The sequence below is a fragment of the Pasteurella sp. XG20 genome (assembly GCF_018968665.1).
Lineage (GTDB): Bacteria > Pseudomonadota > Gammaproteobacteria > Enterobacterales > Pasteurellaceae > Pasteurella > Pasteurella multocida.
The window spans coordinates 151022-164235 of the sequence record NZ_CP076656.1 but is presented as its reverse complement, the minus strand read 5'-3'; the positions used below and the strand labels follow the sequence as shown (position 1 = coordinate 164235).

The following is a 13214-nucleotide window of genomic DNA, read 5'->3' as shown; positions in this document are numbered from 1 at the left end:
TAATATCACCGCACTTTTAAATCATATTAGATATCGTCACTAAAAATATCACCACCGTGCATATCGATCATCTCTAATGCCTCGCCACCACCACGGGCAACACAGGTTAAAGGATCATCGGCGATGATAACCGGTACACCGGTTTCTTTTGACAGTAAAACATCAATATTACGAATAAGGGCACCGCCACCAGTTAAGACCATGCCACGTTCAAAAATATCCGCAGCATGTTCTGGTTGACACTCTTCCAAGGCCGTGCGCACTGCCGCAACAATGCCATTTAACGGGGCTTGAATAGCTTCTAACACATCACGTGAGGTGAGTTTGAAAGAACGCGGCGCACCTTCTGCTAAGTTATGACCATGAACTTCAATTTCACGGACTTCATCGCCTTCTTGAATAAACGCACTACCAATCTCTTGTTTGATACGCTCTGCTGTCGGTTCCCCAATAATTGAACCGAACGTCTTGCGTACATAAGAAATAATCGCCTCATCAAAACGATCACCACCAATGCGGACTGAAGAGGAATACACAATGCCATTTAAAGAAATCACCGCAACTTCCGTCGTACCACCACCGATATCAATCACCATCGAACCTGTGGCAGTCGAAACAGGTAATTTAGCACCAATCGCTGCCGCCATCGGTTCCTCAATCAAGTACACCTCGCGTGCACCGGCACCAATGGCAGATTCTTTGATTGCACGTCGTTCGACTTGTGTAGCTCCCGCAGGTACACAGACTAAGACACGTGGACTTGGACGCATAAAATTGCTGCTGTGCACTTGTTTAATAAAATATTGCAACATTTTTTCTGTCACAAAGAAATCTGCGATCACCCCATCTTTCATAGGACGAATCGCTGCAATACTTTTCGGTGTACGGCCTAACATTAATTTGGCATCGCGACCAACCGCAGCAATGCTTTTTAATGCACCTGAACGTTCTTGGCGAATCGCCACAACAGAGGGTTCATCTAAAACAATCCCTTGTCCTTTGACATAAATTAAGGTATTCGCTGTGCCAAGATCGATGGACAGATCATTTGAAAATAAGCCTCGAATTTTTTTAAATAACATAAGAATTCCGCTGAACTAAATTAAATAATGGACACTCTGATTTGAGTATTGAAAAATTGTGCTAAATGTATCAAAAAATGTACCTTTATAACAGAGAATTTTCTGTAAATTGTCGAAATTTGCGTTGTCTTTACGCTTTCATGCACGACAAATCCCGCTAGTACAGATTGTTTCAGTCACGAACAGGTTTTTTACTTGCTTTCAACAAATCAGAGTGTCAAACTTGAGGTCATCAAACGAATGCGTATTTCCATTCTCAAAGGGAGTCATTATGGCAAAAATCAAAAACAATCCACATTTGCAAGATCCGAACTATCAAGAGGAACTCGCAAAATATGAGAACCCGATCCCAAGTCGCGAATTTATTCTTGATACAATTCGTCAACATAATGCACCTATCTCAAAAGAAGAATTACTGACCACATTTGCTATTCAAAATGAAGAACAACAAGAAGCCATGCGCCGTCGCTTAAGAGCGATGGAAAATGACGGACAATTGGTTTTCACTAAACGTAAACGCTACGCTTTACCGGAAAAACTGGATTTATTAAAAGGGACCGTATTAGGTCATCGTGATGGTTATGGTTTTTTACAAGTCGAAGGTAAAGACAGCGATTGGTTTATACCCAACAGCCAAATGCAGCGAGTAATGCACGGTGACTATGTCCTCGCCCAACCTAGCGGTTTTGACCGCCGTGGTCGCCAAGAAGTGCGGATTGTCCGCGTCTTACAACAGCGTAAAAAACAAATTGTTGGTCGTTTTTTCTTAGAAGATGGTATTGGTTATGTAGTACCTGACGATAGTCGAATTAATCGCGACATTTTAATTCCGAATGAACACCGCCAAGGCGCTCGTATGGGACAAGTGGTTGTAGTTGAATTAAAACCACGTACCGCAACATTTAGCCAACCTGTTGGAATGATTAGCGAAATTCTCGGTGAAAATATGGCAAAAGGGATGGAGGTGGAAATTGCTATCCGTAATCATGATATTCCCCATGTTTTTCCAGACGCGGTCCTCAAACAAGTTTCTAAACTGAGTGAAGAAGTACCTGAAGAAGCCAAATCAGGACGTATTGATTTACGTCATCTTCCGTTAGTTACCATTGATGGTGAAGATGCTCGCGATTTTGACGACGCGGTTTTTTGCCAGAAAAAACGTGGAGGCGGTTGGAAACTGTGGGTCGCCATTGCCGATGTCAGCTACTATGTTCGTTTACGTACTGCCCTTGATACCGAAGCACATGCGCGTGGAAACTCGGTATATTTCCCAAATCGCGTTGTTCCTATGCTACCGGAAATCCTCTCCAATGGACTTTGTTCATTAAACCCACAAGTCGATCGCTTATGTATGGTCTGTGAGCTGAATGTTTCAGCAAAAGGTAAAATCACAGGTTATGAATTTTATGAAGCGGTCATGAACTCTCATGCTCGCTTAACCTATACCAAAGTTGCTCGTATTTTAGAGGACGATGAAGAACTTTGTACTCGTTATCAAACACTGGTTCCCCATTTAAAAGAACTCCATGTAATGTACCAAGCCTTAGTGGAAGCCCGTCATCAACGTGGCGCCATTGACTTTGAAACCATTGAAAGTAAGTTTGTGTTTAATGAAATGGGGCGAATCGAACGGATTGAGCCTGTTATTCGTAATGATGCGCATAAAATCATTGAAGAATGTATGATCCTCGCCAATATTGCGGCGGCAAACTTTATGGAAAAACATCAAGAGCCAGCCCTTTTCCGTATTCATGCGGGTCCAAGCGAAGAAAAAGTGACAGGCTTCCGCCAGTTCCTCAGTGAATGTGGTTTAAGCCTTGAAGATGGCAGTAAACCAAGTACCGCAGACTACGCTAAATTATTGGAGCAAATTCGCGAACGTCCAGATCATGAGTTATTGCAAACCATGTTATTACGTTCGTTAAGTCAAGCCGTTTATCATCCTGACAATATTGGGCACTTTGGGCTTGCACTCGAAGAATATGCGCATTTTACCTCGCCAATTCGCCGTTATCCTGATTTGACTTTGCATCGTGGGATTAAATACTTGTTAGCCAAACTAAAAGGCTCGAAACGGAGAACCACTGATACGGGAGGGTATCACTATACACTTGATGACATGGATGTATTAGGCGACCACTGCTCCATGACAGAACGACGGGCCGATGATGCCACTCGTGATGTTGCAGACTGGCTAAAATGCGAATATATGCAAGATCATGTAGGCGAAGAATTTACAGGTGTGATTTCATCTGTGACAGGTTTTGGCTTATTTGTCCGCTTAGATGACCTCTTTATTGATGGCTTAGTCCACATTTCTACCTTAGATAACGACTACTACCAATTTGATCTCGCTCGACAACGTTTAATCGGTGAAAATAGTGGTATGATCTACCGCATTGGCGATAAGGTAAAAATCCGTGTGGAAGCCGTTAGCCTTGAACAACGCCAAGTGGATTTTTCTTTAGTGTCGAGTGAGCGTAAACCATTACGAGAAGGCAAAACAGCCAAAGACAAGCTCAAGAAAAATGCACGCTACGCCGAAAGTCTCGAAAAACAACGCCATAAACGTAAACCAAGCACCAGTAAAAGTGCGGTAAGAAAAACAAGCGTTGTTAAACCATCAACAACCACGAAAAAAGCCAGTAAGAAATCAGCTAAAAAGAGAAAGTAGATGAGTGAAAATATTTATGGCATTCATGCAGTAAGTGCCTTTTTAAACAACGCGCCAGAGCGTTTAATTGAAGTTTATGCTCTCAAAGGGCGCGACGATAAACGTTTACAACCTTTGCTCAATGAACTTCATCGGTTGGGTATTACTATCCAATTTGTTAATCGTCAAACCCTTGATAAAAAAGCAGAGGGCGAAGTACACCAAGGTATCATGGCACGTGTTCAGCCAGCGAAAGAATTGAATGAAGCAGATTTAGATACGCTTTTACAAAATCAGTCCAATCCGTTGCTATTAGTGTTAGATGGTGTGACTGATCCACATAACTTAGGTGCTTGTTTGCGTACTGCGGATGCAGCGGGCGTGTGTGCAGTGATAGTACCAAAAGATAAATCTGCCCAATTAACCGCTATCGCACGTAAAGTAGCTTGTGGTGCCGCTGAAGTCGTGCCATTAATCCGTGTAACCAACCTCGCGCGCACTTTGCGTGAATTACAGCAGAAACACAACATTTGGGTGGTTGGTACTGCAGGTGAAGCCACAAATACGCTCTATCAAACGCAATTAACAGGGGGCTTAGCCCTTGTAATGGGAGCGGAAGGTGAAGGGATGCGTCGTTTAACGCGTGAGCATTGTGATCAACTGATTAGTATTCCAATGGCGGGTTCAGTCTCTTCGCTGAATGTTTCTGTGGCGACAGGGGTTTGCTTATTTGAAATTGTCAGACAGCGTTTAGCCTAAACTGAGAGTAAAACTGAGCGCACTTTATTGCCATAAAAAAGCGTAATGAAATTTTTCATTACGCTTTTTTGTTCATTAATACGCTTTATTTGATCACACCGCAAGCCATACGTGGACCGCCACCACCTAATGGCGCTGGGTGATCATCATGGTTATCACCGCCCTCATGAATCATTAATGAACGCCCTTTCACGTCGTCCAAATGTTTCAAACGTGGCGCTAACACTGGGTTATTTGCAGTACCATCTTGGTTCACAGCTAACGCAGGTAAATCACCTAAATGGGCATCATCCGACCACGGGTAACCATGTTTACCTGCATTTTTAGGATCCCAATGTCCACCAGCTGCCAACCCCGCTACTAACTTGCCGTCTTTTTCTTTGGCATCGCAGCTTGGGTTTTGATGAATATGGAAACCATGCAAACCCGCCGTTAAATTTTTCAATTCTGGCGTAAAGACCAAACCATAAGCAGATTCAGTAATCACGACTTTACCGATTTCTTGATTACCTTTAACCGGATCCAGCAACTCTACTTTCACTTCTAGCATTTCGCCGGTATGTTTATGTTCCACCGCATGATTATGCGCAAATGCAGAAGCCACCATACCACAAGAAAACATCAGGGCTAATACTGTTTTTTTCATATTAATCTCCTTGTTGAGTGTAAAATAATGCTAAATCGCCGGGTTATTTTACTGCAATGATGGTGGCTTTTTAGCGCTTTTGTAAAAGCGTTTTTAAGAAGCGTGCGGTATGTGAACCGTTCACTTCAGCGACCTGTTCTGGTGTGCCTGTGGCAATAATTTGTCCACCGCCATTCCCCCCTTCAGGACCTAAATCAATAATCCAATCGGCTGTTTTGATCACATCTAAATTGTGCTCAATCACCACTATCGTATTGCCTTGATCACGTAAACGATGCAAGACTGTTAATAGCTGTTTAATATCAGCAAAATGTAAACCTGTCGTCGGTTCATCTAATACATACAAAGTTTTCCCTGTATCACGTTTTGAAAGCTCCGTTGCTAATTTCACTCGTTGCGCTTCCCCACCCGATAACGTGGTCGAAGATTGTCCTAAACGAATATAGGATAAACCAACATCCATTAAAGTTTGTAATTTACGGGCGATCTGCGGAATCGCATCAAAAAACTCGCGCGCTTCTTCTACCGTCATTTCTAACACTTGATGAATCGTTTTACCTTTGTAACGGATCTCTAAGGTCTCTCGATTATAACGTTTTCCCTTACATTGCTCACAAGGCACATACACATCAGGCAGAAAGTGCATCTCTACTTTAATCACACCATCGCCTTGACAGGCCTCACAGCGTCCACCGCGTACATTAAAACTAAAACGTCCGGGATTATAACCCCGGGCTCTCGACTCAGGCACGCCCGCAAATAATTCTCGAATCGGCGTAAATAAGCCAGTATAAGTGGCAGGGTTCGAACGCGGTGTACGACCAATTGGACTTTGGTCAATATCAATTACTTTATCAAAAAATTCCAAACCCGAAATGGATTGATAAGGCGCAAATTGCGTATTTTCCGCACGATTCAAGGCATTTTGCGCTAATGGGAACAACGTATCATTAATCAAGGTCGATTTCCCTGACCCCGAAACACCTGTCACACAGGTAAACAATCCTACTGGAATGGCTAAATTCACTGATTTAAGATTATTCCCCGTTGCCCCTTCTAATTTCAGCATTTTTTTCTTATCAAGTGCGGTCCGTTTTGCGGGAATTTCGATTTTCTCAACCCCAGATAAAAATTTCCCCGTAATTGAGTGTGGATTTGCCATAATCGCCTTTGCCGGACCTTCTGCCACAATTTGCCCACCATGAACTCCTGCCCCGGGACCAATATCAATAATATGATCTGCCGCCATAATGGCATCCTCATCATGTTCTACCACAATCACGGTGTTCCCTAAGTTACGTAAGTGAAGCAATGTATTCAGTAATCGCTCATTATCACGTTGATGCAAACCAATAGACGGCTCATCTAGCACATACATCACCCCCACTAAACCCGCACCAATTTGACTGGCTAAACGAATTCGCTGTGCTTCCCCACCAGACAAGGTTTCTGCTGAACGAGAAAGGGAAAGATAATCCAACCCTACATTGACTAAAAATTGTAAGCGTTCTTTAATTTCTTTTAAGATTTTCTCGGCAATTTGAGCTCTTTGCCCGCTTAAATGCAATTCACTAAAGAAATGCAAGGTTTCGCCAATACTCTTTTCTGTCACATCAGGTAAAGTGGTGGTGCCAATATACACATGACGTGCCTCTTGACGTAAACGTGAGCCCCCACAATCATGGCAAGGACAGGTACTGATATTTTTCGCTAATTCTTCACGTACAGACAGCGATTCCGTTTCTTTATAACGGCGCGCCATATTATTTAGAATGCCTTCAAATGCATGATGACGCACGACTACATCGCCGCGATCATTCATGTATTGAAACTCAATTTCTTCCTTACCTGAACCATTTAAAATAATCTGCTGGATTTTTTTCGGCAGTGCCTCAAAAGGTGATTCAATATCAAATTCATAATGCTTCGCTAAGGAGGTGAGCATTTGGTAGTAATAGAAGTTACGACGATCCCAGCCTTTTACTGCGCCACTGGCTAACGAAATACTCGGGTTTTGCACCACGCGTTTTTCATCAAAATATTGTTGCACACCTAAGCCATCGCAAGTCGGACACGCCCCGGCGGGATTATTAAAAGAAAATAAACGAGGTTCTAATTCTGGGACAGAATACCCACAATGTGGACAAGCAAAATTAGCCGAAAAGACCAATTCTTCCGTTTCAGGCTCATCCATGGAAGCAACTACAGCGGTGCCACCAGATAATTCCAATGCTGTTTCAAAGGATTCTGCTAATCTTGTGGCTAAATCAGACCGCACCTTAAAACGGTCCACAACCACTTCAATAGTATGTTTTTTATGTAATTCTAATTTAGGTGCATCAGATAAATCACAAATTTCACCGTCAATTCTGGCTCGAATATAACCTTGGGCGGCAATTTGCTCTAATAATTTAACATGTTCACCCTTACGTTCTTTCACCACTGGCGCCAGCAACATCATTTTGCTTTCTTCAGGTAAACTCAATACCTTATCCACCATCTGGCTAATGGTTTGTGCCGCTAAAGGCACATCATGATTCGGACAACGCGGTTCCCCTACTCGAGCAAAAAGAAGACGTAAGTAATCATGAATTTCGGTGACCGTGCCCACCGTTGAACGCGGATTATGTGAAGTAGATTTTTGTTCAATAGAAATCGCCGGCGATAATCCTTCAATGTGATCCACATCCGGCTTTTCCATTAGGGATAAGAATTGACGCGCATATGCCGACAAGGATTCTACATAACGGCGTTGTCCCTCAGCATACAGGGTATCAAAGGCTAAAGAAGATTTACCTGATCCCGATAATCCCGTAATCACAATTAATTTATCACGAGGAATAGTTAAATTAATATTTTTTAAATTATGGGTTCTCGCCCCACGTACCTCAATCTTATCCATAAATACAAAAAGCCATCAAAAATTGTCCAAATTGCGTTCATTATCGCACATTCTGAAATAACTGTGCAAATATCCAGTTAATCTTATTTTTTAACATAGATCTTTTTCTCATTTTAGGGCAAAATAGTCAAAATGATCAGTACAATTTGAAAGAAAACGTAAGAGGACTATATGGCTGGAGTAAATAAAGTAATTATTGTAGGGAACTTAGGTAACGATCCTGAAATCCGCACAATGCCAAATGGTGAAGCCGTAGCCAATATCAGCGTCGCGACCAGTGAAAGCTGGATCGACAAAAATACTAACGAACGTCGTGAAGTCACCGAATGGCATCGCATCGTATTCTACCGTCGCCAAGCTGAAGTGGCTGGGGAATATCTGCGTAAAGGTTCAAAAGTGTATGTAGAAGGACGCCTAAAAACCCGTAAATGGCAAGACCAAAATGGGCAAGATCGCTACACTACCGAAATCCAAGGCGACGTGTTACAAATGCTCGACAGCCGTAACGAACGTCAACAAACCGGCGGCTACGCCCCACAAACCGCTGCGCCACAATATAATGCCCCAACAGGTGGCTACGGTGCACAACCTTCTCGTCCAGCGACAAAACCCGCTCCACAAAACGAACCTCCAATGGACATGGGCTTTGAGGAAGATAATATTCCGTTTTAACCATAAAAAAAAACAACCCCTAGCAATGTTAGGGGTTGTTTTAATTCATCCGCCAGATGGCTCAAACACACATGCAATCTCTTCCTTTCATGACAAAATCGTGCGTATGACATGATTAAAAATATCCATATCCAATTTACCTGAATCTAGGTTCCCATCTGTAATAAAAAGCGGTGAACTGGCAGCAAAAACAACTAGAAGCGTATTCTCACTGAGTTTTGCTTTCTTCTTGTTGTGTAATATCAAACAGGTCTTCCAACCCTAAATAATTGTAAATATCGCCATCATAAAGAGATAACGACTTATGTTTCAAGGTGATTTTCTGTGCTACTTCAGGCAGTTGATAGCACTTATGTTTATACCAAGTAAATTTTTGGCTGTCGATTACTAAGGGTTAATCCCCTTACTCAAAAAGGCACGCGCAATCTTTAAGAACAAAAGAACAATCCACTTATAAAAGTGCGGTGAATTTTTACTTAAAGTCAACCGCACTTTGCTACACCAATTCTAAGAGGCTATTTTCATTTCATACGCTGACAAGGTATTAAACATTAACATTGCCACCGTCATGGGACCTACACCACCTGGGACAGGCGTAATATAGCCCGCTTTTTCAAGTGCCACATCGTATTCCACATCGCCGACTAATTTCCCTTCCTGACGGTTAATCCCGACATCAATCACAATTGCCCCCGCTTTGATCCAATCGCCCGGAATAAACTTCGGTTTACCCACCGCAACCACAAGAATATCCGCTTGACGAACGTGATGTGCGAGATCTTTGGTAAAACGATGCGTGACAGTGACAGTACAGCCTGCCAATAACAACTCAAGTGCCATCGGGCGGCCCACTATATTTGATGCCCCCACAATCACAGCATGCTTACCGTGTAAATCAATCCCCGTGGTTTCGAGCAATTTCATCACGCCATAAGGCGTGCAAGCACGTAAAGTCGGAATACGTTGACATAAACGCCCCACATTATAAGGATGAAAACCATCTACATCTTTTTCAGGCGTAATACGTTCAATCACTTTTGTGCTATCAATATGTTTAGGAAGTGGTAATTGTACTAAAATCCCATCTACCGTCGTATCTGCATTTAATTCATCAATTAATGCCAATAATTCACTTTCTTGTGTGGTTTCAGGTAAATCATAGGATTTTGACTGGATCCCAATTTCTGCACAACTTTTACGCTTACTTCCTACATAGACTTGAGAAGCCGGATCCGCCCCCACGAGAATCACCGCTAAACCCGGTGAGCGTTTGCCCTGCTGAGTATAGGTTTCGATTTTTTGTGCTACTTGGGATTTAATTGTTTTCGAGAGTTCTGTGCCAGAAATCACTTGTGCAGTCATGACTTTATCCTTTATTTACGTGAAAGAAAACGTTTGCTATTCTCGCAAAAAACGCCTGTAAATGTAAGTCAAATTGAGATAAATTTAAGCGTTTGATTGAAAAATAGAAAAAAGTCATTGACTGGAATTAAAAGAAAACTATAATGCTACACATTCGTCGGCGAGTAGCGCAGCTTGGTAGCGCAACTGGTTTGGGACCAGTGGGTCGTAGGTTCAAATCCTATCTCGCCGACCACTTCTTTTCTTCCCCGTATCCATTTGAAATGCGCCCTTAGCTCAGCTGGATAGAGCAACGGCCTTCTAAGCCGTAGGTCATTGGTTCGAATCCAATAGGGCGTGCCATTAATTTTCTTTATTTTCAATACCTTAAATATTCGTAGATAACAGACGTTGTTTTTTCTTGGTGCCATGTGTCGTAAATGTACCTTAAAATCGCAACGTATTAGCTTCACTGCACTCATCTTCTTATACAAAACCAACATTAACCGATTTGACAGTTCACGCCCTAAAAGTTTAAAGCACACACATGTATTGAATTAATACAGGTCTTATTTCCTTCTTCATACAAAAGAAAGCTGTAAGAAAAGTATAGGTTACTCGTCCAAATAACACGACAGTAATTTGCATAATAAGGAAAATAAAATGAAAAAATGGTTACAACATTTCCAACAATCTCATTTGGATATCACTCTTTTACGTCTTAGCGTTATTCTGCTCTTTTTTATTTTTGCTAATACTAAATGGTTTGAATTTGAAGTAGAAGCTCTGAAACCAATTATTTCCGCTAGCTGGTTAAGCTTTCTTTACGACTTATTTGGTGTATATAAAACAAGTTATTTATTAGGGATTATCGAAACTCTGGCTTATCTCGGCTTAATTATCGGATTTAGACAGCCTAAAGCAGGGTTATTAGGTAGTGGCTTAGTCCTTATCACAGCACTTGTCACAGTAAGTCTATTACCGCAATTAGGGTTTAATGGGTTTATTTTTAAAGATATTTTATTAATTGGCATCGCACTCGTTTTATTTAAATATGATTTAAATCGTGCTTACCCTCTTTGAGAACATGCACAATCTGGTAAGAAAAAATGGAAAGTTAAACCCTTTCCATTTTTTATTTTTCAAGTTTTATCAAGGCATTATTTCACAATTTCGCCTTTGGCTTGCAAGTCTGCATGATAAGAAGAACGCACAAATGGACCGCAAGCAGCGTGTTCAAAGCCCATAGCTTGTGCTTTATCACGGAACTCATCAAACTCTGCGGGTGGTACATAACGTGCAACAGGTAAATGATGGCGACTTGGTTGTAAATATTGCCCTAAGGTTAACATAGTCACACCATGATCGCGTAGATCTTGCATCACTTGCAGAATCTCTTCATTAGTTTCACCTAACCCCACCATTAAGCCTGATTTGGTCGGAATATGTGGAAACATCGCTTTAAAATCTTTAAGCAATTTCAAAGACCATTGATAATCTGCTCCTGGACGAATTTCACGGTATAAACGTGGTACATTTTCTAAATTATGGTTAAACACATCTGGTGGATTGTCTTTCAATTTATCTAACGCTTGCTCAATTCGCCCACGAAAATCAGGAACCAAAATCTCAATTTTGATATTTGGATTGAGCTGACGAATTTCTTTTACACATTCTGCAAAGTGACCCGCACCACGATCAGGCAAGTCATCACGATCCACAGAAGTAATCACCACATAACGCAATTTCATGTCTTGGATTGTCTCTGCTAACTTACGTGGTTCTTCAGGATCCGGCGGTAAAGGCTTACCATGCGCCACATCACAGAAAGGACAACGGCGAGTACAAATTGCCCCTAAAATCATGAAGGTTGCTGTTCCGTGATTAAAACATTCATGTAAATTCGGGCACGATGCTTCTTCACACACTGAGTGTAAACCATGACGACGCATGCCGTTTTTAATGCTATCAATTTTGGCAGAATTCGCAGGGAGTTTGATTTTCATCCAGTCCGGTTTTTTTAATAATTCCTGATTTGGATCGATATTTTTTACCGGGATAATGGACGTTTTAGCAGCATCACGGTATTTGACACCACGTTCCATTTTAAAAGGTGTACCCATCTTGGTTCCTTAACTTCTAATGACGTTTGAAAGTGCGGTCGGTTTTCAACAACTTTCAGAAATGTTAAAAATTTGTTGCATTATATCCTAATAATTGTGCAAAGTGTGCAACTAATTTCGGTGCGACTTTTTCACAGCTTGCTTGTTGAGGATCAATGAAATCCGCTAACTGGCACATTTCTAAACCGGCATAACCACAAGGATTAATAAAGTGGAATGGCGATAAATCCATATTAATATTCAACGCCAGACCATGAAAAGAGCAACCCTTACGGATTCGTAAGCCTAAAGAACAAATCTTCTTCTCATCAATATACACACCGGGCGCATCCGCTTTGGGATAAGCGTGAATGCCATAATCTGCTAAGGTATTTACCACTGCTTGTTCAAGCGCACTCACTAATTGCCGTACATTGAATTCATTACCTAAGGCTTTTTGGCGTTTAATATCAATCAACACATACATCACTTGTTGTCCTAAGCCATGATAGGTGATTTGTCCACCCCGATCAGATTGCACCACCGGAATAGTCGTTTGTTGCAATAAATGTTCTGCTTTACCTGCTTGCCCTTGGGTAAAAACCGCAGGGTGTTGAACGAGCCAGATTTCATCTTGTGTATCCACATCACGTGAATCAGTAAAGGTTTGCATTTGTTGCCAAACCGTTTGGTAATCTTGTATGCCAAGTTGGCGAACAAGTAGTGGGGATAGATTAGGCATTTTTCGTTATAGCACCATTCTGACGCCATCAATTTTGGCAAGCTCAACATAAAGCACTTCGACTTGTTCAATGTGCTCTGCAATGATATCAATAGACACCGAATTGTAGGTACCTTTGCTACTTAATTGCTGACGCGGATTGTAATCCCCTTTTGCATATTTTTGTACCACAACCACAACATCATCTATCAGATCCGCACGATTCGCTCCGACAACTTTAAAGGTAAAAGCACACGGGAATTCCAATAGATCTTTTAATTTCGCTTGTGGCATCTCATTGAGTTTTATGATTTTTTCTGTCATTGTTACATCCTA

Annotated in this window: 11 protein-coding genes and 2 tRNA genes; 6 read left to right on the top strand and 7 right to left on the bottom strand. The window is 41.7% G+C overall.

The window, feature by feature from the left end:
• Positions 1–26: 26 nt before the first annotated feature.
• Positions 27–1082, bottom strand: coding sequence for a rod shape-determining protein (locus KPF51_RS00735; RefSeq protein WP_005719450.1), 1056 nt, complete (start codon positions 1080–1082; stop codon positions 27–29).
• 271 nt (positions 1083–1353) lie between these two features.
• Between KPF51_RS00735 and rnr the strand changes: the two genes are divergently transcribed.
• Positions 1354–3756 (top strand): ribonuclease R, encoded by a 2403-nt coding sequence (rnr, locus tag KPF51_RS00730; protein ID WP_061406254.1) that lies wholly within the window; start codon positions 1354–1356, stop codon positions 3754–3756.
• Positions 3757–4494, top strand: a complete 738-nt coding sequence (rlmB, locus tag KPF51_RS00725; protein ID WP_005725044.1) for a 23S rRNA (guanosine(2251)-2'-O)-methyltransferase RlmB — start codon at positions 3757–3759, stop codon at positions 4492–4494.
• An 85-nt stretch (positions 4495–4579) separates the two neighbouring features.
• On the opposite strand, the gene sodC is transcribed toward rlmB, so the two are convergent.
• Together sodC and uvrA are read right to left on the bottom strand one after the other, a co-directional pair.
• Entirely contained in the window at positions 4580–5140 is a 561-nt protein-coding gene (sodC, locus tag KPF51_RS00720) for a superoxide dismutase family protein (RefSeq protein ID WP_005725042.1), read from the bottom strand.
• Between the two features lie 70 nt (positions 5141–5210).
• The gene (uvrA, locus tag KPF51_RS00715) at positions 5211–8042 is read right to left on the bottom strand and encodes an excinuclease ABC subunit UvrA (RefSeq protein ID WP_061406255.1); all 2832 of its coding nucleotides are present in this window, start codon (positions 8040–8042) and stop codon (positions 5211–5213) included.
• 171 nt (positions 8043–8213) lie between these two features.
• Here uvrA and KPF51_RS00710 point away from each other — a divergent pair, with 171 nt between their 5' ends.
• Positions 8214–8714: a single-stranded DNA-binding protein gene (locus KPF51_RS00710; protein ID WP_005725039.1), complete on the top strand. Its 501-nt coding sequence runs from the start codon at positions 8214–8216 to the stop codon at positions 8712–8714.
• 507 nt (positions 8715–9221) lie between these two features.
• Here KPF51_RS00710 and folD read toward each other — a convergent pair.
• Positions 9222–10076 (bottom strand): bifunctional methylenetetrahydrofolate dehydrogenase/methenyltetrahydrofolate cyclohydrolase FolD, encoded by an 855-nt coding sequence (gene folD / locus KPF51_RS00705; protein WP_005725034.1) that lies wholly within the window; start codon positions 10074–10076, stop codon positions 9222–9224.
• 158 nt (positions 10077–10234) lie between these two features.
• On the opposite strand from folD, the gene KPF51_RS00700 reads away from it, so the two are divergent.
• From KPF51_RS00700 to KPF51_RS00690, 3 genes are all read left to right on the top strand, one after another.
• Positions 10235–10311: transfer RNA gene (locus KPF51_RS00700), tRNA-Pro, on the top strand.
• A 30-nt stretch (positions 10312–10341) separates the two neighbouring features.
• Positions 10342–10418, top strand: a tRNA-Arg gene (locus KPF51_RS00695).
• 300 nt (positions 10419–10718) lie between these two features.
• Positions 10719–11138: a DUF417 family protein gene (locus tag KPF51_RS00690; RefSeq protein ID WP_005719426.1), complete on the top strand. Its 420-nt coding sequence runs from the start codon at positions 10719–10721 to the stop codon at positions 11136–11138.
• A gap of 77 nt (positions 11139–11215) precedes the next feature.
• Here KPF51_RS00690 and lipA read toward each other — a convergent pair whose 3' ends face one another.
• From lipA to ybeD, 3 genes are all read right to left on the bottom strand, one after another.
• A complete protein-coding gene (lipA, locus tag KPF51_RS00685; RefSeq protein ID WP_005725033.1) occupies positions 11216–12178 on the bottom strand; it encodes a lipoyl synthase in 963 nt (320 codons plus the stop codon).
• A gap of 64 nt (positions 12179–12242) precedes the next feature.
• The gene (gene lipB, locus KPF51_RS00680; RefSeq protein ID WP_005725032.1) at positions 12243–12899 is read right to left on the bottom strand and encodes a lipoyl(octanoyl) transferase LipB; all 657 of its coding nucleotides are present in this window, start codon (positions 12897–12899) and stop codon (positions 12243–12245) included.
• Between the two features lie 6 nt (positions 12900–12905).
• Positions 12906–13202 (bottom strand): DUF493 family protein YbeD, encoded by a 297-nt coding sequence (ybeD, locus tag KPF51_RS00675; RefSeq protein WP_005719420.1) that lies wholly within the window; start codon positions 13200–13202, stop codon positions 12906–12908.
• Positions 13203–13214: the final 12 nt, after the last annotated feature.